A 22,993-nucleotide genomic window follows, 5' to 3' on the forward strand; every position below is an offset into this window, starting at 1 on the left:
GATCAGGCTGCCTTCTCCGTCGCGAGCTTGAGGCCGAGCGCGATGAAGACCACGCCGCTGGCGCGGTCGATCCACTTGCTGGCGCGGGTAAACGCAGCACGCATGCGCGGCGTCGTCATGAACAGGCTGACGCCGACGAACCACGCGATCAGGCAGGTCGCCATGACAAGGCCGTAGCCGAACTTGATCATCATCGGCGTATGGGCGTGAACGACCGTCGAGAAGATCGACAGGAAGAAGAACACCGGCTTGGGGTTGAGCGCGTTGGCGGCAAAGCCGAGGCCGAAGGCCTTGGCCGCCGACTGGCCCTTGACCGGCCCGCTGCCTTCCGTGTGGTCGACCTGGATCTCCGTCTGGCCGGCGCGAAGCGCCTTGATGCCGATATAGATCAGGTAAGCGACGCCGCACCATTTGACGATGTTGAACAGATAGATCGACTGCGAAATGATCAGTCCGAGGCCGAGGATCGTGTAAGTCACATGGAACATCAGCGACGTGCCGATGCCGAAGGACGTGATGATCGCCGGACGGCGGCCATGCACGATCGACTGGCGCATGACCATCGCGAGGTCTGCGCCGGGCGAGACGATGGCGAAGGCGAAGATCGCCATCAGCGATGCGAGTTCGAAGAAATACTGGCTCATGGGTTTGCGACCGGTGCGTTGAAGGCCCAGACGTGGCCGAAGGGATCCTGGATGCGCGCGTAGCGTGCGTGCCAGAAGGTATCCTGCGGCTCCAGAACTGTCGATGCCCCGGCGGCCACCGCCTTGTCGTAGGCTGCGTCGACATCGGCAGGCTTCGCCAGGTTGATGCTGATCGCAACGCCGGTACCGCCGATCGTGTTCGGCGAAAGCACGCTGCCGCCGAATTCGGGGAATTCGTCGTGCAGCATCACCTCGCCGCCGTAGATCGCCAGATTGGCGTGCATGACGCGTTTGCCGTCCCCGGCCATCGCGTGGAATGTATTCACCGCACCGAGCGCCTTCTCGTAAAAGGCGATGGCGGCAAGCCCGTCCTTGACGCAGATATGCGCCTGGATCGGCGGAACGTCGGGTCCGAATGCCATGCCAGTCTCCTCTTGCCTTGTCGCCAGGATGCTATGCCATGAGCCGGACAACCATCAGCAACAGCGCAATGATCGACACGAACCAGACGAGGGTGCGCAGCACGGGAACGCCGGCCGCGTAGAGAACGGTGTAAGCCAGCCGTGCCAGAAGCCAGGTCACTGCGCCGATGGCGCCGAGACCGCCGGTCTTGCCGGTCACCGCCAGGGCGAGCGCAAGCCCAACGAAGGCCGGATAGGTTTCCAGCATGTTGCGAAGCGACCGCAGCAAACGTCCTGCCACGATGCTCTTCGAAACGCGCTGTTCGTCGCGGGGGCCGAGCAGATATTTGAAACTGAGATCGCCGGCGAGATCGAGCGACAGCGCCTGCACCAGGATGTGCACGATCAGGAACACCACGCTCCAGCCAAGCACCCAGATTTCAGTCGACGCTGCGGCGGCTTCCATCATCCCTCGCAATCGCAGGAGCGGTTCGGATCGACATCATCGGCCCTGACGGCCAGTCTCTCCGGCCAGGCCGCAGAGACGGTTTTCGCCGCGCGTGATCGCGGACGGCGAACGGCGGGGGCATGAAGGACGCCCCCGCTGTTTCCGGATATCAGAGATCGAGAACCAGGCGTTCCGGATCTTCCAGGCTTTCCTTGACGCGCACGAGGAAGGTCACGGCTTCCTTGCCGTCGACGATGCGGTGATCGTAGGAGAGCGCGAGGTACATCATCGGGCGGATGACGACCTGGCCGCCGATGGCGACCGGACGCTCCTGGATCTTGTGCATGCCGAGGATGCCCGACTGAGGCGCGTTGAGGATCGGCGAAGACATCAGCGAACCGTAGACGCCACCGTTGGAGATGGTGAAGGTGCCGCCCTGCATGTCGGCCATCGACAGCGCGCCGTCACGGGCAGCCTTGCCGAGGCGACCGATGTCCTTTTCGATCTCGGCGATCGACATCTGGTCGGCATCGCGAACGATCGGAACCACAAGACCCTTGTCCGTGCCGACGGCGACGCCGATGTGGCAGTAGTTCTTGTAGATGATGTCGGTGCCGTCGATCTCGGCGTTGACGGCCGGGATTTCCTTCAGCGCGTGGGTGACGGCCTTGGTGAAGAAGCCCATGAAGCCGAGCTTCACGCCGTGCTTCTTCTCGAAGATGTCCTTGTACTTGTTGCGCAGCGACATGACGGCGCTCATGTCCACCTCGTTGTAGGTGGTGAGCATGGCGGCAGTGTTCTGCGCATCCTTGAGGCGACGGGCAATCGTCTGGCGCAGGCGGGTCATCTTGACGCGCTCTTCGCGAACGACGTCTTCAGCCGTCGACGGCGCACGGGCCTGGATCTTGGCTGGCTCGGAAGCGGCCGGCGTCGAGATGCCCTTGGCGACGGCTGCAAGGACGTCGCCCTTCAGCACCTGGCCACGCTTGCCGGAGCCGTCGACCTGATCGGCCGAGAGGTTGTTTTCGGCAAGCAGCTTGCCAGCCGACGGTGCCGGCGGCATCGACGAGGCAGCCGGTGCTGCAGCAGCGGCCGGGGCGGCAGCAGCCGGCTCGGCCTTCTTTTCGGCGGCAGCAGCCGGAGCGGCCGCTGCGGCGCCAGCGGCACCTGCAGCGATCTGGCCGAGCAGCGCGCCGAGACCGACGGTCTCGCCGGCCTGGGCGACGATTTCAGAGAGCGTGCCTGCGGCCGGAGCCGGAACTTCGATCGTCACCTTGTCGGTTTCGAGTTCGAGCAGGGGTTCATCGGCCTTGATGGCGTCGCCGACCTTCTTGAACCAGGTGCCGACGGTCGCTTCGCTGACGGATTCGCCAAGGGTGGGAACGCGGATTTCTGTTGCCATGATTTTTGTTCCGTTGATCAGATATCTGTTTCTATTGGCTCAGAGCGTGGGGAGCATCAGCCCCCCAGCGCGTCCTCGAGGAAGGCGGCAAGCTGCGCCAGGTGCTTCGACATCAGGCCCGTCGCCGGCGATGCGGCAGCCGGACGGCCGGTGTAGCGCACGCGCTGATACTTGGCGTCGATATGGGCAAGAACCCATTCGAGGTACGGGTCGATGAACGACCAAGCGCCCATGTTCTTCGGCTCTTCCTGGCACCAGACCATCTCCGCGTTGCGGAAGCGGCTGAGCTCGTTGATGAGCGCCTTGGCCGGGAACGGATAGAGCTGTTCGACGCGCAGCAGGTAGATGTCGTCGATGCCGCGCTTTTCGCGTTCTTCGAGCAGGTCGTAATAGACCTTGCCCGAGCAGAGCACGACGCGACGGATCTTCGAGTCCTTCTGCAGCTTGATCGGGCCGTCCTTGATCACCTCGGCATCGTCCCACAGCAGGCGGTGGAACGAGCTCTCGCCGGCCATTTCCGACAGGCTGGAGATCGCACGCTTGTGACGCAGCAGCGACTTCGGCGTCATCAGGATCAGCGGCTTGCGGAAGTCGCGCTTCACCTGGCGGCGCAGGATGTGGAAGTAGTTCGCCGGCGTCGTGACGTTGGCGACCTGCATGTTGTCTTCCGCGCAAAGCTGCAGGAAGCGTTCCAGGCGAGCAGACGAGTGCTCCGGACCCTGGCCTTCATAGCCGTGCGGCAGCAGGCAGACGAGACCCGACATGCGCAGCCACTTGCGTTCGCCCGACGAGATGAACTGGTCGAAGACGACCTGCGCACCGTTGGCGAAGTCGCCGAACTGAGCTTCCCAGAGGGTGAGCGCGTTCGGACGGGCGAGCGAGTAGCCGTACTCGAAGCCGAGAACTGCCTCTTCCGAAAGCATCGAGTTGATGACTTCGTAGCGCGCCTGGGTCGGCGACAGGTTTGCGAGCGGGATGTAGCGCTCTTCCGACTGCTGATCGTAGAGCACCGAGTGGCGCTGCGAGAAGGTGCCGCGTTCGCAGTCCTGGCCCGACAGGCGGATCTTGGTGCCTTCCGTGACCAGCGTGCCGAAAGCGAGCGCCTCAGCCATGGCCCAGTCGACACCCTCGCCGGTCTGGATCATGTTGGCGCGGTTTTCCATGAAGCGCTGGATCGTGCGGTGCGCGCTGAAACCAGCCGGGATCTCGGAGATCTTGCGGCCGACTTCCTTCAACTGCTTCATCGGCACCGACGTCTTGCCGCGGCGCTGTTCGTCCTGGTTGTCGGCCGAGCGCAGGCCCGACCAGACACCGTCAAGCCAGTCGGCCTTGTTCGGCTTGTAGGACTGGCCGGCCTCGAACTCCTGTTCGAGATGTGCACGCCAATCGGCCTTCATCTTCTCGACTTCGCCTTCGGAGATCAGGCCTTCGGCGATCAGGCGGTCGGAGTAGACCTGGACGACGGTCCTGTGGGCGCGGATGACCTTGTACATCTTCGGCTGCGTGAACGCCGGCTCGTCGCCTTCGTTGTGGCCGAAGCGGCGATAGCAGAACATGTCGATGACGACAGGCTTGTGGAACTTCATCCGGAATTCGGTGGCGATCTTGGCCGCGTAGACAACCGCTTCCGGATCGTCGCCGTTAACGTGGAAGATCGGCGCTTCGATCATCTTGGCGACGTCGGACGGATAGGGCGACGAGCGCGAGAAGGCCGGATTGGTGGTGAAGCCGATCTGGTTGTTGATGATGAAGTGGACCGTACCGGCAACGCGGTGACCGCGCAGGCCGGAAAGCCCGAGGATTTCAGCAATCACGCCCTGGCCGGCAAAAGCGGCGTCACCATGCAGCAGCAGCGGCATGACCTTGGAGCGTTCGCGCAGCGGAATGATGTCGCCTTCAAAGACGGTCGCCATCTGGTCCTGCTTGGCGCGTGCCTTGCCCATGACCACAGGGTTGACGATTTCCAGGTGCGACGGGTTTGCCGTCAGCGACAGGTGAACCTTGTTGCCGTCGAATTCGCGGTCGGAAGACGCACCGAGGTGGTACTTCACGTCGCCCGAACCTTCGACGTCGTCAGGCGCGTAGGAGCCGCCCTTGAACTCGTGGAAGATGGCGCGGTGCGGCTTTGCCATGACCTGGGAAAGCACGTTCAGACGGCCGCGGTGGGCCATGCCGAGCACGATTTCCTTGAGGCCTTCCTGGCCGCCGCGCTTGATGATCTGCTCGAGCGCCGGAATGAGCGACTCACCGCCGTCGAGACCGAAGCGCTTGGTGCCCTTATACTTGACGTCGATGAACTGCTCGAAGCCTTCGGCCTCGATCAGCTTCTGCAGGATCGCCTTCTTGCCTTCAGGCGTGAAGTCGACGCCCTTGTCCGGACCTTCGATGCGCTCCTGGATCCAGCCCTTCTCTTCCGGGTTGGACATGTGCATGAACTCGACGCCGATCGTCGAGCAGTAGGTGCGCTCGAGGATTTCGACCATCTCGCGGAGGGTCGCGTATTCGAGGCCGAGCACGTTGTCGATGAAGATCTTGCGGTCGAGATCCTTGTCCTCGAAACCGTAGTTCGAGGGCGAAAGCTCGTTGTAGTCTTCAACCGGGGCAGCCAGGCCGAGCGGGTCGAGCTTTGCATGCAGGTGGCCGCGGGCGCGATAGGCGCGGATCATCATGATGGCGCGGACGGAATCGCGCGTCGCCTGGTGGATGTCGGCAGCGCTGGCGACGGTGCCGGTGGCGGCCGCCGTTTCCTCGGCCTTCGCCTTGACCTTCTTCTCGATGACCTTCTCGACCGTGCCCCAGTCGCCATCGAGCGCCGAGACCAGTTCGCCATTGGCCGGGATCGGCCAGTTGTTCTTTTTCCAGGAGGCGCCCTTGGCTGCCTTCACCACATCTTCCGGCCGGTCGGCGAGCGCCTTGAAGAAGGCCTGCCATTCAGCCGACACGGACGCCGGGTCCGCCTCGTAGCGTGCATGGAGCTGCTCGATATAGGCGGCGTTGGCGCCGTCCAGAAACGAAGTGAGCTGGAATTGCTCGTTGGCCTCTTGCCTTGTCATGGTCTCACGCGGACTGATCTGTCCGCCTCCTGACTGAAGTTGGGTTGCCGGGTATCCCGGTCGTTCATGTTCGTTCGGCGCGTCCGGGCGCCGGGCCTTTCTCCTACGGCGCCGCGCATCGTCAGGACGCGCTGGGTCACCGTGGCAGTCATTGCCGCATGTCCTGATCTTCAATCAGCCAAGGAAACAGGCGGCAGGCACGTTGTCCGGGCCGGATCGACCGGCCCGGACAAATGGTTTGAGATCAGCCCTTGAGGACTTCGACCAGCGTCTTGCCGAGACGAGCCGGCGAAGGCGATACGCGGATGCCTGCCTGCTCCATCGCAGCGATCTTGGATTCCGCATCGCCCTTGCCGCCGGAAACGACAGCGCCGGCGTGGCCCATGGTACGGCCCTTCGGAGCGGTACGGCCCGCGATGAAACCGGCCATCGGCTTCTTGCGGCCCTTCTTGGCTTCGTCGATGAGGAACTGTGCAGCATCCTCTTCGGCCGAGCCGCCGATTTCGCCGATCATGATGATCGAGGTCGTGGCTTCGTCCGCCAGGAACATCTCGAGCACGTCGATGAACTCGGTGCCCTTGACCGGGTCGCCGCCGATGCCGACGGCCGTCGTCTGGCCGAGGCCTTCGTTGGAGGTCTGGAACACGGCTTCATAGGTCAGCGTGCCGGAGCGCGAGACGATGCCGACCGAACCCTTGCGGAAGATCGAGCCCGGCATGATGCCGATCTTGCATTCTTCCGGCGTCAGGATACCGGGGCAGTTCGGGCCGAGCAGACGCGACTTGGAGCGGTCGAGGCGAGCCTTGACGCGTACCATGTCGGCAACCGGGATGCCTTCGGTGATGCAGGTGATGAACGGGATTTCCGCATCGATCGCCTCGATGATCGCGTCCGCGGCACCTGCCGGCGGAACGTAGATCACGGATGCGTCCGCGCCGGTCTTTTCACGACCTTCGGCAACCGAGGCGAAGATCGGCAGGGTTTCGCCCTTGGAGCCGGTCCAGGTTTCGCCGCCCTTCTTCGGGTGAATACCGCCGACCATCTGCGTGCCGTAATAGGCAAGCGCCTGTTCGGTATGGAAGGTGCCGGTCTTGCCGGTCAGGCCCTGAACGAGGACCTTGGTGTTCTTGTTAACGAGAATCGACATGTGGTCTGGTCCTTCAGTTAGCCGTTGATCGCGGCGACGATCTTCTTGGCAGCATCGTCCAGATCGTCGGCGGCGGTGATCGCCAGGCCGGATTCATTCAGGATCTTCTTGCCAAGCTCGACATTCGTGCCTTCGAGACGAACGACCAGCGGAACCTTGAGGCCGACTTCCTGCACGGCGGCAACGACACCTTCAGCGATGACGTCGCACTTCATGATGCCGCCGAAGATGTTGACGAGGATGCCCTCGACCTTCGGGTCGGCCGTAATGATCTTGAAGGCTGCCGCGACCTTCTCCTTGCCAGCGCCGCCGCCGACGTCGCAGAAGTTCGCCGGCTCCTTGCCGTAGAGCTTGATGATGTCCATCGTCGCCATGGCAAGGCCGGCGCCGTTGACCATGCAGCCGATGTTGCCGTCGAGCGCGACATAGGCGAGATCCCACTTCGAGGCCTCGATTTCCTTGGCGTCTTCTTCGGTCTCGTCGCGCAGAGCCTTGATGTCGTCGTGGCGGAAGAGCGCGTTGCCGTCGAACGAGACCTTGGCGTCGAGAACGCGCATGCGGCCGTTCTTCATGACGATCAGCGGGTTGATCTCGAGCAGGCTCATGTCCTTCTCGACAAAGGCCTTGTAGAGGATCGGGAAGAGCTTTTCAGCGTCAGCCTTGGCTTCGCCGTCGAGCTTCAGGGCCGCGGTGAGCTTGGCAAGATCAGCGGCGGTGACGCCGGCTTCCGGGTTGATCGCGACGTTGACGATCTTTTCCGGCGTGTCGTGCGCAACAGCCTCGATGTCCATGCCGCCTTCCGTCGAAACGACGAAGGCAACCTGGCCGACCGAGCGGTCGACGAGCAGCGACAGATAGAGTTCGCGCTCGATGTCGGCGCCGTCCTCGATGTAGAGGCGGTTCACCTGCTTGCCGGCCGGGCCGGTCTGCGCGGTGACGAGCGTGTTGCCGAGCATTTCCTTGGCATGAGCCTTGGCTTCGTCGATCGAGAAGGCAAGACGAACGCCGCCCTTGGCGTCGGCGGACAGTTCCTTGAACTTGCCCTTGCCGCGGCCGCCCGCATGGATCTGGCTCTTGACCACGTAGAGCGGGCCCGGGAGCGACTTGGCAGCAGCTTCAGCTTCGTCAGCCGAGAAGATCGCGACACCTTCCGCGACCGGTGCGCCATAGCTCTTCAGGAGAGCCTTGGCCTGATATTCATGAATGTTCATGGTGTTTTTCCTGTCTGAGCATTGTGCGGGCAGGTGGGGCACCTACCCGCACCAATGCGGCAAAAACAATGAGGTCGAGCGGATCAGCGTCCGCCCGACGGGAGGCGATTACTGCTTGAGGCTCGGCGCAATGCCGATGCAGGCTTCGCAAAGACCGGCGACCGAAGCGACGGACTTGTCGAACGCTTCCTTCTCGGCCTTGTTGAGATCGATCTCGATGATGCGCTCGACGCCGCCGGCGCCGATAACGGTCGGAACGCCGACATACATGTCCTTGACGCCGTACTGGCCGGTCAGGTGTGCCGCGCAGGGCAGAACGCGCTTCTTGTCCTTGAGGTAGGCTTCAGCCATTTCGATCGCCGAGGCGGCCGGTGCGTAGTAGGCCGAACCGGTCTTGAGCAGGCCGACGATTTCCGCGCCGCCGTCACGGGTGCGCTGGATGATTTCTTCGAGGCGTTCCTTGGTGACCCAGCCCATCTGCACGAGGTCGGTCAGCGGGATGCCGGCAACGGTCGAGTAGCGGGCGAGCGGCACCATGGTGTCGCCGTGGCCGCCGAGAACGAAGGCGGTGACGTCCTGGACCGAGACGTTGAATTCCTGCGAGAGGAACAGGCGGAAGCGCGAACTATCGAGAACGCCGGCCATGCCGACGACCTTGTTCTTCGGCAGGCCCGAGAACTTCTGCAGCGCCCACACCATGGCGTCGAGCGGGTTGGTGATGCAGATGACGAAGGCGTTCGGGGCATACTTCTTGATGCCGGCGCCGACCTGTTCCATGACCTTGAGGTTGATGCCGAGCAGGTCGTCGCGGCTCATGCCCGGCTTGCGAGCGACGCCGGCGGTGACGATGCAGACATCAGCGCCTTCGATGGCGGAATAGTCGCTCGCACCCGTCAGGTTCACGTCGAAGCCTTCGACCGGGGAGGACTGGCCGATGTCGAGACCCTTGCCCTGCGGAATGCCGTCGGCGATGTCGAAGAGGACGATGTCGCCCAGTTCCTTCAGGCCGGCGAGATGCGCCAGCGTGCCACCAATCATCCCTGAACCGATAAGTGCGATCTTGTTGCGAGCCATGAAAGTGCTTCCTTTGTGATCCCAATATGATCAAGGCCTGAAACGCGGCAAACGCCAAACCTTCGCCGGAAGCCATTAAACGGCAATCGGTAAAATATCAATCGATACTTTTTGGTGGAACAATTTCAATCGGTTAGATCATAAAATTCTTACGTAAACGTAAGAGTTTTCGCCACATCTGCGTCACGAAACAGCAACATTTGCGGGATGCGCAGCGGCATATTCCTCGCTTTGCATCTCGATCAGACGTGAAACCGTGCGGTCGAACTCGAAGCCTTCCGTGCCCTTTTTCTGGGTCAAGAGATCCTGCGGCTCTGCCGCCGCCGAGGCAAAGAGCCGGGCGCCGTTGTCGTAGAGCGTATCGACCAGCAGGATGAAACGCTTGGTCTCGTTGCGCATATGCGGACCGAGATGCGGTACGTGGTCGACGAAGATCGTCGAATAGCGCTCGAGGATGGCGAGATAGTCGGCAGCCCCAAGCGGTTGCTGGCAGAGGTCGGCGAAATTGAAGCGGGCACTCTTTCCGGACGCGGCCGGTACGGGGATCTTACGCCCCTTGCGCGGCACGTCCGCCGGAGCGGCCGGCACATTGCCGGTCTCATGAGCCCAGGCGCGCGCCATCGCCGCATCCGCCTCAGGCCCGAGCGGCGAGAGCCACACCGGGCTGCCGTCGGTCTTTGTCAGCCGGTAGTCGGTGTCCGTGTCCAGCGAGATAACCTCGGCATTTGACTTAAGGAGTTCGATGAACGGCAAAAACAGGCCGCGGTTGAGGCCATCGCGATAGAGATCGTCGGGCGCCACGTTCGAGGTGGCAACCAGCACGCAGCCCTTGGCGAAGAGTTCGCCGAACAGGCGGCCGAGGATCATCGCATCGGCGATGTCGGTCACGGAGAATTCGTCGAAGCAGAGCAGCCGCGCTTCACCGAAGAGCTCAGAGGCGACGGGCGGGATCGGATCGGCCTGCTTGGTCTCGCCGTTCTTCAGCTTCTGCCGGTGCTTGTAGATGCGCTCGTGCACATCGGCCATGAACTCGTGGAAATGCGCCCGGCGCTTGCGCTGGATCGGCACCGCCTCGAAGAACATGTCCATCAGCATGGTCTTGCCGCGCCCCACGCCGCCGTGGATGTAGAGGCCCTTGACCGGCGGGTGGTCCTTCTTGCGCGAGGCAAACAGCCAGCCGAGCGCATTGGTCTTGCGCGACGGGCGGCTGGCGAGCAGCTCGGCCGAGAGATGATCGAACCGCCGCGCGATCGTAAACTGCGCCGGGTCACGCTTGCGCTCGCCGTTCGCGACGAGCGCTTCAAGCTTGCGGTAAATGCTGTCGTCAGGATTGAGCACGTCTCACCCGAGATGGGACGGAAAACAAAAGCCCGGCACGAGACCGGGCTGGAGAAGCGTCAGCGGCTGAGGCTGACTGGCTGGCCGCCATTGGTCGAGCCGTCGAAACGCGCGTCGGCCGTCTTGTAGAGGCGGGCGATGGCATTGCCGCTGCGGTCCTTGAGGACCACCTGCTTGCCGGCCACTTCCCAGGAGCCCATGGTCGTCAGCTCGCCGGCGCAACCGCGCGTGCCGCCTCGCGAACCGGAGCCAAGATTGGTGAGCGTCAGGAACATGTCGCAGGAGCTGCCGGCGCTGGAGACGCGCCAGTTGCCGACCATCGCTTCCTTGGTGACGTCGAGCCCGCCACCTGCAGCCGCGGCGACCTGCGTGCCGGGCTGCTGGACAGCGCCGCCGGCAACCGCCGTGCCGCTCGCCGGTGCAGCCGGGAATTGCGACGTGTTTCCGGTTGGTGCCGGAAGCTGGTTCGACGAAACCGAAGGGACCGGTGCGGCCTGGATGGGAGCGGGCGAGGCGTCCTGGGAGCTGAAACCGCCCATCGACGTCCGTTGGCATCCGGCCAGCGCAAGCACAACCGCCAGCCCCGCCGCCGCATGAATTACCCGCATATCCCTACTCCTGTTCGTGTCCGCGAACCATGATGCAACGCGATAATATAGGCCGAAATACAGCAAATCCACCTGACAAATCAAGGGACGACGATTCCTGGCGACCTGTTGCAGGATTGAAACGTCCGCAGGGCCGGATCGCGCGCCACGTCCTCGCTGCGTATCATCGCCTCCTGCCGTCGGCCCGCCTCTCCCGCATCGGCACAATCACGAATTGTCCGCCGCCCTGGAGAGGCGCAAAACAGAAAACGGCGAGCCAGGGCCCGCCGTTTCCAAAACTTCATGTCCGGTCCGGCCGATTACACACGGCGCTCGACCAGCATCTTCTTGATCTCGCCGATCGCCTTGGCCGGGTTCAGGCCCTTCGGACAGGCCTGGGCGCAGTTCATGATCGTGTGGCAACGATAGAGGCGGAAGGGATCCTCGAGGTTGTCGAGGCGCTCGCCGGTCGCTTCGTCGCGGCTATCGATCAGCCAGCGGTAGGCCTGCAGCAGAACCGCCGGACCGAGGTAACGGTCGCCGTTCCACCAATAGCTCGGACAGGAGGTCGAGCAGCAGGCGCACAGGATGCACTCGTAGAGGCCGTCGAGCTTGAGGCGGTCCTCGTGGCTCTGCTTCCATTCCTTGGCCGGCGTCGGCGATACCGTCTTCAGCCAGGGCTCGATCGAGCGGTGCTGGGCGTAGAAGTTGGTGAGGTCAGGAACCAGGTCCTTCACGACCGGCATGTGCGGCAGCGGATAGACCTTTACCGCACCCTTCACCTCGTCCATGCCCTTGGTGCAGGCAAGCGTGTTGGTGCCGTCGATGTTCATGGCGCACGACCCGCAGATGCCTTCGCGGCAGGAGCGGCGCAGCGTCAGCGTCGGGTCGATCTTGTTCTTGATGTAGAGCAGACCGTCGAGCACCATCGGGCCACAATCGTCGACATCGATGTAGAAGGTATCGATGCGCGGATTTGCACCGTCATCCGGGTTCCAGCGATAGATGCGGTATTCGCGAACGTTGGTCGCGCCGGCAGGCTTCGGCCAGACCTTGCCTTCCGTCATCTGCGAATTCTTGGGGAGAGCGAGTTCAACCATGTGGCTTGTTCCTCAAGATCAATAGACGCGGGCCTTCGGCTCGATCTTCTTGGGATCGATGCCGTCGGCGATCAGGTCGGTATGGACGGGGCGGTAGTCGAGCTTGACGTCGCCGGCCTCGTTGACCCAGGCGAGCGTGTGCTTGCGCCAGTTGACGTCGTCGCGGCCGCCGAGCGGACCCTCGGTGTAGTCCTCGCGGGCGTGCGAACCACGGCTCTCCTTGCGCGCTTCGGCACCGTAGATCGTCGTGATCGCGTTGGCCATGAGGTTTTCGAGTTCCAGCGTCTCGACGAGGTCCGAGTTCCAGATCATCGAGCGGTCGGTGACCTTGATGTCGGGCATCTCCTTCCAGATCGCCGAGATGCGCTTGCAGCCCGATTCCAGCGATTCCTGGGTGCGGAACACGGCCGCGTCTTCCTGCATGGCGCGCTGCATCTTTTCGCGCAGCACGGCGGTCGGCGTGGAGCCATTGGCGTTACGCAGGCGGTCGAAGCGGTCCATGATCCGGTCGCAGGCGGCCCTGTTCAGTTCCGGCACCGGCTCGTTTCGGTCGATGACCTGGCCGGCGCGGATGGCGGCGGCACGGCCGAAGACCACGAGGTCGATCAGCGAGTTGGAGCCGAGGCGGTTGGCGCCGTGCACCGAGGCGCAGCCGGCTTCGCCGACCGCCATCAGGCCGGGCGCAATGCGCTCCGGGTTCTGGCTGTCGGCATTCAGGACTTCGCCCCAGTAGTTGGTCGGCACGCCGCCCATGTTGTAGTGCACCGTCGGCAGAACCGGGATCGGCTCGCGGGTCACGTCGACACCGGCAAAGATCTTCGCCGATTCCGAGATGCCCGGCAGGCGTTCGTGCAGGACGGCCGGATCGAGGTGATCCAGGTGCAGGAAGATGTGGTCCTTGTTCTTGCCGACGCCGCGGCCTTCGCGGATTTCCATCGTCATGCAGCGCGAGACGACGTCACGCGAGGCAAGGTCCTTGGCGGACGGCGCATAGCGCTCCATGAAGCGCTCGCCTTCGGAGTTGACGAGGTAGCCGCCTTCGCCGCGTGCGCCTTCGGTGATCAGGCAGCCCGCACCGTAGATGCCGGTCGGATGGAACTGGACGAATTCCATGTCCTGCAGCGGCAGGCCGGCGCGTGCAATCATGCCGCCGCCGTCGCCCGTGCAGGTGTGCGCCGAGGTCGCCGAGAAGTAGGCGCGGCCGTAACCGCCGGTCGCCAGTACCACCATCTTGGCGGAGAAGCGATGGATCGTGCCGTCGTCGAGGTTCCAGGCGACGACGCCGGTGCAGCGGCCGTCATCCGACATGATCAGGTCGAGCGCGAAATACTCGATGAAGAACTCGGCGTTGTTGCGCAGAGACTGACCATAGAGCGTGTGCAGGATCGCGTGGCCGGTACGGTCGGCAGCAGCACAGGTGCGCTGGACCGGCGGGCCTTCGCCGTAGTTCTGCATGTGGCCGCCGAACGGTCGCTGATAGATCTTGCCTTCGGCGTTACGCGAGAAAGGCACGCCATAGTGCTCGAGCTCATAGACCGCCTTCGGCGCTTCCATGGCGAGATACTGCATGGCGTCGACGTCGCCAAGCCAGTCGGAACCCTTGACGGTGTCGTAGAGGTGCCACTGCCAGCTGTCCGGCGTCATGTTCTGCAGCGAGGCGGCAATGCCGCCCTGGGCGGCAACCGTGTGCGAGCGGGTCGGGAAGACCTTGGTGATGCAGGCGGTCTTCAGACCCTGCTCGGCCATGCCGAGCGTCGCGCGCAAGCCCGCACCGCCGGCGCCGACGACGACGACGTCGAAGGCGTGGTCGACATATTGATAGGCCTTGCCGTTTGCAGCGGGTGAACTGTTCGATGCCATGGCGAAATTACCCTGCAAAAGCGATCTTCAGGATGGCGAAGAGACAGAGCCCGCCAACCGCGATCGTGAAAAATGTATTGAGCATGAGAAGCACGATCTTCATGCCTTCGCCATGCACGTAGTCTTCGATGATCACCTGCATGCCGAGCCGCATGTGAACGAGGCCCGAGAGCACGACGAGCGCCATGACGACGGCGACGAAGGGGTTCGCGAGCGCGGCGACGACATCCGCATAGGGCGCGCCTGCGTAGCGAACGAGAAAGATGACGAAGAAGATCAACAGCGGAACGTTGGCGACGGCCGTCAGGCGCTGGCGCCAGAAATGATCCGTGCCTTCCTTGGCCGAGCCAAGACCGCGAACCTTGCCGAGAGGAGTGCGCATATCCATGAGTATTCTCCCTCAGTCAGCGAACGAGATAGCCGACCACCCAGATCAGCAGCGTCAGCGCCACCGAACCGATGATCGTTGCCTTGGCCATCTTGGTGGCGAAGTGCTTCTCGTAGCCGTAGCCGAGATCCCAGGCAAAGTGGCGCAAGCCGCCGAGCATGTGGTGCACCAGGGCCCAGGTATAGCCGAACAGCACCAGCTTGCCGATCAGCGTACCGAACAGCCAGCTGACCCAGTCGTAATAGGCAGCACCCGACGCAGCGGCGATCAGCCACCAGGCGACGAGGATGGTCCCGAAGTAGAGCGCACCACCGGTGATGCGGTGCACAATGGACATGACCATCGTCGGGATAGGTTTATAGATTTGAAGATGCGGCGAGAGTGGCCGGCTTCTTGTGACATTCGTCATCGGAACCTCACGGAATGCCCGGATTTCCGCCCAAAAAACTGGACGATTTTAGTCCGGTATCGCACCTGATTGTGCGCAATTCAGTCATTCGGACCTTTAATCACCATAAAGCTTAACGACAAGTGTGTTTGCGGTGCAAAATCAATTTAATCGATTAGACGAATTGCGCCATTTTCCTGCCAGCCGGAGACATGGGCCGGCGTTAACGATAGCGACAAAAAGCCAAGCAATTCCGTGACTTTCCCGACGATCTGGCCCAGAGTGCCCTTAACGATTTGTTAAGCGTCACCCGGAGGGCGGGCAGAATGATTCTGTTCAGGGCAATCCATGCGACCAAAGTGCTAGCGCTTGCCGGCCTGGTCATCGCCACCAGCTACATTCCGATGGAAGCTCGAGACCGGGGCGGACTGCCGGAGGCGCAGACGCGAACACGCCATGTCAGGATGAATGCCGATCGTTTCTATCCTCGTCACGATTTCGATCGCATGGGTTATCGCAACGACTGGGACCGCCATCGCGGACCGCGCCGCGACTGGGCGTCCAACGGTGGCCCGCCGGAAGTGAACACGCGCACCCGGCACATTCGCCTGCCGCGCTACCGCCCCTACCCCGGCGCTTATGCCGGACGGTCGGAGCAGCGTGGCGGATGGGTGCGCGACGGAGCCGGTCGCGACTACTGGACATCCGACGCCCGCAGGCACGACGGTCGCCCAGGCATCTATGACGTGCCGCCGCAGGTCTCGACCCGCACCCGCCATGTCCGCCTGCCGCAATATCGGGCCTATCCCGAGCGGTGGGGCAATGGCGGCGGATGGGGGCGCGATCAGGCCGGGCGAGAGATCTGGACATCGAGCAACCAAGGCCGAGACTATCGCCCGAGCTATTATGGCGGTGATGAATATCCGGACATCATTCCTGGTATCGGCACCTATATCGGCGGCATTTCGGCCTATGTCGACGTCGGCAATGGCATCTATTTCAGCCAGGAAGGCGACTACGGCTATGCGGATGAGGCAGACATTGCGCCGCCGCCCGAGGCGAAACGCGGCAAGATCATCAACGTGACGCCACAGACCATGAACAGTTCCTGCGCCTACGAACACGGCGTCTGTGTCATCCGCCGGTAATCGCGACTACAGCGATATCAGCCCGTCAGGCCAACGGCTTCGATGATCGGGCGCATCGTCGGAAGTGCAGGCATCGTCAATTGCAGGAGGTGGTGCCGAAGCGCCAGACGGTGGTGCGCTTGACCTCGCTGTCCTCCAGCGCCCGGGTGACGGGAACCTCGTAGGTGGCAAGCGCCGTCATCATCTCGCGCGGGCAATAGGAACGTCCGGGATCGCCGACGATCACCAAGGCGCCGTTCGCGGCAAGTCCCGAAAACCACGGTTTCAACCGGTCGGCAAAAGCCTTGTCGTAGAAGACGTCGCCGGCGAGATAGACCTCGGCTTCAAGATCGCGGCCAGTGATGTCCTCGCCGGTATAGGAAAGCGTGACCCCATTGAGTGCGGCATTGAGCCGGACGGCCGTTTCCGCCCAGGGGTCGATATCGGCGGCCAGCACCGATACTGCACCCGCCTTCATCGCCGCGATCGCCACCAGACCCGAACCGGAGGCAAAGTCGACGACACGGCGGCCGCGCACCGCTTCGGGGTGATCGAGGATGTAGCGGGCGAGCCCCTGCCCGCCGGCCCAGGCGAAGGCCCAGAACGGCGGCGGCAGGCCGATCTCCTGCAACTCTTCCTCGGTCTTCAGCCAGAGCTCATGCGCTTCGGTCGCCAGATGCAGACGGATCTCCGGCACATGCGGCGGCGTGAGCACATCGGTGTTTTCGAGGATGAAGCTTTCCGGATCGGTCTTCACAAAACTCTCCGCGCCTGCCCGAGCGTCCCGGACAGGCGGAAAACAAGACTAGCGCGGCGGATTGTCGAGCCCGCCCATGCGGCAGACCTCGAGCCATTCGTCCTCGGTCACCGGCTGCACCGACAGGCGCATGGAGGTGACGAGCGACATCTTGGCGAGCTTCGGATTGTCCTTGATCTCCTTCAGCGTCACCGGCCGCGGCATGTCGGCAACCGCGCGGATATCGACGCAGTCCCAGCGGGCGTCACCCTCGGCGGTCGAATCCGGATGCGACAGCGCGCAGACCTCGGCGATGCCGACGATCTCAAGTCCTTCGTTCGAGTGGTAGAAGAAGCCCTTGTCGCCGATCTGCATCGCCCGCATGTTGTTGCGCGCCTGATAGTTGCGCACGCCGGTCCATTCGGTGCCCTTGGCGCCGGCATCCTTCTGCATCTGCCAGGACCATTTGAACGGTTCGGATTTGTAGAGCCAATACGCCATGTTGGTCTCAAGCCTCCGGATTGTTGAAGACCCAGTTGAAGGCCTTGATCTCGACATTGGAAAAGAGCCCGGCCTTGGCATAGGGATCGGCTTCGGCGATCGCACGCGCCTCGTCGATCGTCTCCGCCTTGACGAGCACCAGGCTACCGGTCGGCTTGCCGTCGTCGCCGAGGAACGGACCGGCCATCTTCAAAATGCCCTTGGCGTTAAGATCGTTGAGATAGGCGACGTGATCGGGGCGGGTATCGAGCCGAAGCTGCAGCGCGCCTGGCTTGTCGGTACAATGAAGTGCGAAGAGCATGCTTCCTCCTAGAGTTTTCGTTGGCGCGGGATGCGGGCGGAAGATCGCCGCTCCCTTCATTCCTGGGTGATCGGGCGGGTCATCAACTGTTCGAGCGCGGTGCGGACATCGAGCTTGCCGTCGATGATCGCCGCCACCGCTTCGGTGATCGGCATTTCGACGCCGAGATCATGGGCGACGCGGGCAGCAACCGATGCGGCGAACGCGCCTTCGACCAGTTCTCCCTTGCGTCCGCTGGCGCGACCATCCTTGCCGAGCGCGATGCCGAAACGCAGGTTGCGCGACTGGTGGCTGGTCGCCGTCAACACCAGATCGCCAAGGCCGGAGAGACCGCGCACAGTATCGGCCTCGCCGCCCTCGGCAGCAATGAAGCGCGACATCTCCGCAAGGCCACGCGAGATCAGCGCGGCACGGGCGCTGTCGCCAAGGCCTGCGCCCTCGACGATGCCACAGGCGATCGCCAGCACATTCTTCAGCGCGCCGCCGAGCTGCACGCCGATGCGATCCTGCGAGGGATAGAGCCGGAAGGTCGGACCCGAGAGCACCTCGGCCAGCATCGTCGCCGTCTGACCATCGGCCGCGGCGACCACCATAGCCGTCGGTAGGCCCTTGGCGATATCGGCGGCGAAACCCGGACCGGAGAGCACGCCGACCGCATGGCCGGGCAGCTCCTCCGCCAGAACGTCGGTCAGCAACCGTCCCGTCGCCTGCTCCATACCCTTGGCGCAGGTGACGATCGTGGCAGCCGCATTGATATGAGGACCATACTGTCTCGCCGCATCCCTATGCGCCTGCGACGGCATCACAAAGAGCACGACCTCGGCATCGGCAAGAACCGAGACATCGGCCGTATGTTTCAGCGCCGGCGGCAGGTCGATGCCCGGCAGGGCGTCCTCATTGCGGCCGGTGTCGCGGCAGGCTTCGGCAATCTCCGCACGACGGGCAAGCAGCGTCACGTCGCTACCCTCGACCGAGGCGGCAACCGCGGCGAGCGCAGTGCCAAAGGCGCCTGCGCCGACCACGACGATCTTCGGCCCGTTCTTGGAAATGTCGTTCATGCTCTATCCGTATGCTTTAGATCTTGTCACGCCTTGGCGCCGCGTTTGCCCGAACCGAGCAGCGCCTGCGCCTGGGCGTCGAGCGGCCAGCGCGAGCGCGGCGCGACATCAAGGCCGTCGGCCGCCATGCCTGCCGCCAGCCGCTCGGCACCGGCCCAGGCGATCATTGCCGCGTTGTCCGTGCAGAGCGAAAGCGGCGGCGCGATGAAGTCAAAACCCGACTGCGCGCACAAGGCCTGCAGCGTCGAGCGCAGCACCTGGTTGGCGGCGACACCGCCGGCAACCACCAGCGCCGGGCGCGCCACACTGCCATGCTCCGCCTTGAAGCGCTTCAGGCCGCGCCCGACCCGATCCTTGAGCGTGCGGGAAATCGCCCGCTGGAACGAGGCGCAGATATCGGCGATGTCCTGCTCCGTTACCGGCTCCAGCGATTGCGCCGCCTGGCGCACCGCCGTCTTCAATCCCGAAAAGGAAAAATCGAGCCTGGCGTCACCGACGAGCGGTCGCGGAAAATCGAAACGCTGCGGATCGCCGGCAAGTGCTGCCCGCTCGACCGCCGGACCACCCGGATAGGGGAGGCCGAGCAGCTTGGCCGTTTTATCGAAGGCTTCGCCGAGCGCATCGTCGATCGTCGTGCCCCAGCGTTCGTATTCGCCGACGCCCTTGACGAGGATCAGTTGCGTGTGACCGCCGGAAACGAGCAGCATCAGATAGGGAAAGGAGAGCCCATCGGTCAGCCGCGCGGTCAGCGCGTGGCCTTCGAGGTGATTGACGGCATAGAGTGGCTTGCCGGTTGCGCGCGCGATCGCCTTGCCGGTCATCAGCCCGACGATCAGGCCGCCGATCAGACCGGGACCACTTGTCGCAGCAATGGCGTCGATGTCGGAAAGCGTGACGCCGGCCCTGAGCAGCGCTTCCTCGATCAGCGTGTCGAGCGCCTCCACATGGGCGCGCGCCGCGATCTCTGGAACCACACCGCCATAGGCGCTGTGCTCTTCCAGCTGGCTTAAGACCACGTCGCCGAGGATATGGCCCTTACCGCCGGAATCGCGCAAAATGACGGAAGCGGCGGTTTCGTCGCAGCTTGTTTCTATGCCGAGGATGCGCAGGGGCGGAGACATCGGGAACTACTCAAAGATTGCGGTCGCACCGAAAGGTGGGTACACGGAACTCCGGTAACAATGGATAGCCTTTGATGCAAACAAAACCTTTCCGGATCGGCACGCGCGGCAGCCCGCTGGCGCTCGCTCAAGCCCATGAAACGCGCGATCGCCTCGCAGCGGCGCATGGTCTGGCGCCGGAAATGTTCGAGGTCGTCATCCTCTCGACCAAGGGCGACCGGATCACCGACCGCTCGCTCGCCGAGATCGGCGGCAAGGGCCTGTTCACCGAAGAGATCGAGCAACAATTGCTGTCGGGCGAACTCGATTTCGCTGTGCATTCGTCCAAGGACATGCCGACGAAACTGCCTGACGGCCTCTGTCTTTCCGCCTTCCTGCCGCGTGAGGACATTCGAGATGCCTTCATCGGTCGGACGGCAAAAAAACTGCTGGAACTGCCGCAGGGCGTGACGGTCGGCTCGTCGTCGCTGCGCCGCCAGGCGCTGATCCGCCGGCTGCGTCCGGATATCAATGTCATCACCTATCGCGGCCAGGTGGAAACGCGGCTGAGAAAGCTCGCCGAGGGCCAGGTCGATGCGACACTGCTTGCCTATGCGGGCCTCAAGCGTCTCGGCATGACCGACGTTCCGACCGAACTGCTCGACCCCCAGGAATTCCCGCCGGCGCCGGCCCAAGGCGCGATCTGCATCGAGAGCCGCATCGGCGACAGCCGCATCAACGACCTGCTCGCAGCCATCGACGATCCCCGCACCCATGAGGCAGTCGCCTGCGAGCGTGGCTTCCTCGCGACGCTCGACGGCTCGTGCCGCACGCCGATCGCCGGTCTCGCCACCTCGGACGGCACCCATCTCAGCTTTTCCGGCATGATCCTCACGCCCGACGGCCAGACCCATCACCGGGTTACGATCGAGGGCAAGGCCACCGACGCCGAAGCGCTTGGGCAAAAGGCCGGCGAAGAGATCCGCGCCAAGGCCGGCCCCGGCTTCTTTGCAAGCTGGACTTAATGCCATGCGCGTGCTCGTCACCCGGCCGCTTCCCGCCGCCGAGGCGACGGTACGCCGGCTGCAAGCCGCCGGCCACCGGCCGATCCTGCTGCCCCTGATGCAGGCGACACATCTTGCTGCCGTCTCCGTTGCCGCGCTTGAAGTGCCGCATGCGGCGATCGTGCTCACCAGCGCCGAAGCCATTCGGGTGCTCGTATCGTCTGATGCAGACCTGTCACAGCATCTGGCGACCCCGTGCTTCTGCGTGGGCACCGCCACGGCGCAAACAGCAGCCGGGCTCGGTTTCTCCGATCTGCGCATAGCGGTGGGTACCGGCCAGTCCCTGGCGGAACTGATCGGCGCGACCATCGACACGCTGCCGCCACTTCCCCTGCTCTATCTGGCAGGAACGCCGCGCTCCGAAGGGCTGGAAAAGGGGCTGAGACAACGCGGCATCGAGCACCGGACGGTCGAGTGCTACCGCATGGAGCCGATCGCCCATTCGCGCGCCGCGATCGAAGATCTGCGGCGGAGCAGCCGTCCCGACGCCGTGCTTTTATACTCGCGAGAAACCGCGCGACAGTTCGTTCGCCTGCTTTCCGAAGCCGGTGTCGATGCTGCTTCCTTTGCGCCGCGCTACCTCTGCCTCAGCCCCGTGGTGGCCGAGGCACTGCCGGGTAACGTCGTGGCGGAGACCGCCGCAAGACCCGATGAAGACAGCCTTTTCAGTCTTCTCTAACATCGAATTCATCCAAAAACGGAACGGAGGGGCTTTCCCTCCCCGTTCCGGCTGACTAGGTTTGAAGGAAGAGCCGACAGGCACCAACGGTAAGAGGTCACCATGGTATCGGAAAACCCGCCGCGCCGCTCGAAGTCCGAGAAGGAACCGCTGACGATCGACCTCGAAGCGGAGAAAACCGTTGCGGAACCGGCCGGCCCGGAAGCAACCGGCGAAACGCTGGCAGACGCTGCGGCCGAAAACACAGCGCATAAAGCCGAGACGGATGAGCCGATAAGGGACACCAGCGACGACAGCGCCGCCGGATCCCGCCTGGACGAAGAAATCGAGGAGCAGCGCGCCGATGCCGCCGCCGACGCGGCCGCGGCCGTCTTCGCCGAAGAGCCGCCGCATGTGGCCCGCGAGCCGGAACCGCCGCAGAAGCCGGTATCGAACTCCGGTGCGCTCGCGGCCGGCATCGTCGGCGGTCTCGTGACGCTGCTCGGCTTCGGCGGCCTGCAATATGCCGGCATCGTGCCTGGACTTGGGCCGACCCGCGGCGTCGAGCAGAACATTTCCGGCGAACTGCAGGCCCTGCGCGACCAGATCGCGGCGCTGCCCACCCCCGCAGCCGTCGTCGACAACACCGCACTCGAAGGTCGTATCGCCGCGCTGGAACAGTCCGCCTCCCAACCGGCCGCAAACGGCGCACCGAGCGCCGAGGTCGAGACGCTGAAGGCGGAAGTCGACAATCTCACCAAGGAGCTTGCAGGTCTGAAGACAGCGCTCGCCGATGCGCAGCAGGCGGCAACCGCCGAGAAGGCGGAACTGACGAGCCGCATCGAGACCGCCGAGCAGAAGCTCAACGAGCCGGTCAACGATATCCAGATGGCGAAAGCCGTTGCGGTCACTGCACTGAAGTCGGCGATCGATCGCGGCGGGCCTTTCCTCGCCGAACTCGACGCGCTGCGCAGCATTGCGCCGGACGAACAGGCCGTCGCCGCGCTCGCCCAGGATGCCCAGGTCGGCGTGCCGACCCGGACCGACCTGCGCCGCGAGTTCCCGAAAACCGCCGACGCCATGCTCGACGCTCTCAACCAGCCCGACCCGAACGAGGGTATCTTCGACCGGCTAGTGTCCAGCGCCATGTCCGGCATTCGCGTGCGCCCCGTCGGCAGCGTCGAGGGTGAAACGCCCGAAGCCGTCATCGCCCGGATCGAGGACAAGCTGAACAATGGCGACCTCAAGGGCGCCGCTCTGGAGTGGAATGGTCTGCCCGACACCGCCAAGCCGGCGGGCGAGGCTTTCAAGGCCAAGCTCGACCAGCGTTTGCGGGTCGAAGCCGCGATCGATGCCGCCGTCGCTGCGACGATGGCAAAACCAGGCACGGAAGGCTGAGGGAACCAG

Annotated in this window: 23 protein-coding genes; 4 read left to right on the forward strand and 19 right to left on the reverse strand. The window is 63.6% G+C overall.

From position 1 onward, the window contains the following. Nucleotides 1-2: 2 nt before the first annotated feature. From IB279_RS31620 to sdhC, 14 genes are all read right to left on the reverse strand, one after another. A complete protein-coding gene (locus tag IB279_RS31620) occupies nt 3-644 on the reverse strand; it encodes a LysE family translocator (RefSeq protein WP_060521397.1) in 642 nt (213 codons plus the stop codon). Then, nucleotides 641-1,066, reverse strand: coding sequence for a VOC family protein (locus tag IB279_RS31625; protein WP_192340504.1), 426 nt, complete (start codon nt 1,064-1,066; stop codon nt 641-643). The genes IB279_RS31620 and IB279_RS31625 overlap by 4 nt, the downstream gene beginning before the upstream one ends. Nucleotides 1,067-1,097: 31 nt before the next feature. Then, the gene (locus tag IB279_RS31630) at nt 1,098-1,511 is read right to left on the reverse strand and encodes an MAPEG family protein (RefSeq protein ID WP_112771756.1); all 414 of its coding nucleotides are present in this window, start codon (nt 1,509-1,511) and stop codon (nt 1,098-1,100) included. Nucleotides 1,512-1,662: 151 nt separating this feature from the next. After that, nucleotides 1,663-2,895, reverse strand: a complete 1,233-nt coding sequence (gene odhB / locus IB279_RS31635) for a 2-oxoglutarate dehydrogenase complex dihydrolipoyllysine-residue succinyltransferase (RefSeq protein ID WP_112771755.1) — start codon at nt 2,893-2,895, stop codon at nt 1,663-1,665. A gap of 56 nt (nt 2,896-2,951) precedes the next feature. Further along, nucleotides 2,952-5,948, reverse strand: coding sequence for a 2-oxoglutarate dehydrogenase E1 component (locus tag IB279_RS31640; protein ID WP_060521400.1), 2,997 nt, complete (start codon nt 5,946-5,948; stop codon nt 2,952-2,954). Nucleotides 5,949-6,192: 244 nt separating this feature from the next. Next, on the reverse strand, nt 6,193-7,095 hold the full coding sequence (gene sucD, locus IB279_RS31645) for a succinate--CoA ligase subunit alpha (RefSeq protein WP_058321727.1): 903 nt from the start codon (nt 7,093-7,095) through the stop codon (nt 6,193-6,195). Nucleotides 7,096-7,112: 17 nt separating this feature from the next. After that, nucleotides 7,113-8,306 carry an ADP-forming succinate--CoA ligase subunit beta gene (gene sucC, locus IB279_RS31650; RefSeq protein ID WP_090295314.1) on the reverse strand — a complete coding sequence of 398 codons (1,194 nt, stop codon included), beginning with the start codon at nt 8,304-8,306 and terminating at the stop codon, nt 7,113-7,115. 108 nt (nt 8,307-8,414) lie between these two features. Then, nucleotides 8,415-9,380 carry a malate dehydrogenase gene (mdh, locus tag IB279_RS31655; RefSeq protein WP_034802565.1) on the reverse strand — a complete coding sequence of 322 codons (966 nt, stop codon included), beginning with the start codon at nt 9,378-9,380 and terminating at the stop codon, nt 8,415-8,417. Between the two features lie 183 nt (nt 9,381-9,563). After that, entirely contained in the window at nt 9,564-10,718 is a 1,155-nt protein-coding gene (gene zapE, locus IB279_RS31660; RefSeq protein WP_112771754.1) for a cell division protein ZapE, read from the reverse strand. A 59-nt stretch (nt 10,719-10,777) separates the two neighbouring features. Further along, nucleotides 10,778-11,326 carry a protease inhibitor Inh/omp19 family protein gene (locus tag IB279_RS31665; protein WP_034802570.1) on the reverse strand — a complete coding sequence of 183 codons (549 nt, stop codon included), beginning with the start codon at nt 11,324-11,326 and terminating at the stop codon, nt 10,778-10,780. 299 nt (nt 11,327-11,625) lie between these two features. After that, the gene (locus IB279_RS31670) at nt 11,626-12,405 is read right to left on the reverse strand and encodes a succinate dehydrogenase iron-sulfur subunit (protein WP_034802573.1); all 780 of its coding nucleotides are present in this window, start codon (nt 12,403-12,405) and stop codon (nt 11,626-11,628) included. An 18-nt stretch (nt 12,406-12,423) separates the two neighbouring features. Next, complete coding sequence (gene sdhA, locus IB279_RS31675; protein WP_112771752.1) at nt 12,424-14,265, reverse strand: succinate dehydrogenase flavoprotein subunit; 1,842 nt, start codon at nt 14,263-14,265, stop codon at nt 12,424-12,426. Between the two features lie 7 nt (nt 14,266-14,272). Then, nucleotides 14,273-14,653, reverse strand: a complete 381-nt coding sequence (gene sdhD / locus IB279_RS31680) for a succinate dehydrogenase, hydrophobic membrane anchor protein (RefSeq protein WP_034802578.1) — start codon at nt 14,651-14,653, stop codon at nt 14,273-14,275. A gap of 16 nt (nt 14,654-14,669) precedes the next feature. Continuing rightward, nucleotides 14,670-15,062, reverse strand: a complete 393-nt coding sequence (sdhC, locus tag IB279_RS31685) for a succinate dehydrogenase, cytochrome b556 subunit (RefSeq protein WP_034802580.1) — start codon at nt 15,060-15,062, stop codon at nt 14,670-14,672. Nucleotides 15,063-15,367: 305 nt separating this feature from the next. Between sdhC and IB279_RS31690 the strand changes: the two genes are divergently transcribed. Then, nucleotides 15,368-16,189: a hypothetical protein gene (locus tag IB279_RS31690; RefSeq protein ID WP_112771751.1), complete on the forward strand. Its 822-nt coding sequence runs from the start codon at nt 15,368-15,370 to the stop codon at nt 16,187-16,189. A 76-nt stretch (nt 16,190-16,265) separates the two neighbouring features. Here the strand turns inward: IB279_RS31690 and IB279_RS31695 are convergent, their stop codons facing one another. The 5 genes from IB279_RS31695 to tsaD are packed head-to-tail and all read right to left on the reverse strand — an operon-like array spanning nt 16,266 to nt 19,885. Then, nucleotides 16,266-16,925 (reverse strand): methyltransferase, encoded by a 660-nt coding sequence (locus IB279_RS31695; RefSeq protein WP_112771750.1) that lies wholly within the window; start codon nt 16,923-16,925, stop codon nt 16,266-16,268. A 48-nt stretch (nt 16,926-16,973) separates the two neighbouring features. Further along, nucleotides 16,974-17,405 (reverse strand): EVE domain-containing protein, encoded by a 432-nt coding sequence (locus IB279_RS31700; RefSeq protein ID WP_112771749.1) that lies wholly within the window; start codon nt 17,403-17,405, stop codon nt 16,974-16,976. Nucleotides 17,406-17,412: 7 nt separating this feature from the next. Beyond that, the gene (locus IB279_RS31705) at nt 17,413-17,706 is read right to left on the reverse strand and encodes a YciI-like protein (RefSeq protein WP_034802587.1); all 294 of its coding nucleotides are present in this window, start codon (nt 17,704-17,706) and stop codon (nt 17,413-17,415) included. Nucleotides 17,707-17,762: 56 nt separating this feature from the next. Next, entirely contained in the window at nt 17,763-18,764 is a 1,002-nt protein-coding gene (locus IB279_RS31710; protein WP_060521406.1) for an NAD(P)H-dependent glycerol-3-phosphate dehydrogenase, read from the reverse strand. Nucleotides 18,765-18,790: 26 nt separating this feature from the next. After that, nucleotides 18,791-19,885, reverse strand: a complete 1,095-nt coding sequence (gene tsaD, locus IB279_RS31715; RefSeq protein ID WP_060521407.1) for a tRNA (adenosine(37)-N6)-threonylcarbamoyltransferase complex transferase subunit TsaD — start codon at nt 19,883-19,885, stop codon at nt 18,791-18,793. A 74-nt stretch (nt 19,886-19,959) separates the two neighbouring features. Here tsaD and hemC point away from each other — a divergent pair, with 74 nt between their 5' ends. The 3 genes from hemC (at nt 19,960) to IB279_RS31730 (ending at nt 22,984) form a co-directional block, all read left to right on the forward strand. After that, complete coding sequence (hemC, locus tag IB279_RS31720; protein ID WP_060521408.1) at nt 19,960-20,889, forward strand: hydroxymethylbilane synthase; 930 nt, start codon at nt 19,960-19,962, stop codon at nt 20,887-20,889. A 4-nt stretch (nt 20,890-20,893) separates the two neighbouring features. After that, nucleotides 20,894-21,607 carry a uroporphyrinogen-III synthase gene (locus IB279_RS31725; protein ID WP_192340506.1) on the forward strand — a complete coding sequence of 238 codons (714 nt, stop codon included), beginning with the start codon at nt 20,894-20,896 and terminating at the stop codon, nt 21,605-21,607. Between the two features lie 102 nt (nt 21,608-21,709). Continuing rightward, the gene (locus IB279_RS31730) at nt 21,710-22,984 is read left to right on the forward strand and encodes a COG4223 family protein (protein WP_112771747.1); all 1,275 of its coding nucleotides are present in this window, start codon (nt 21,710-21,712) and stop codon (nt 22,982-22,984) included. Nucleotides 22,985-22,993 lie beyond the last annotated feature (9 nt).

Origin of the sequence: Ensifer sp. ENS06 (assembly GCF_014852205.1) — a bacterium.
Classification (GTDB): domain Bacteria; phylum Pseudomonadota; class Alphaproteobacteria; order Rhizobiales; family Rhizobiaceae; genus Ensifer; species Ensifer adhaerens.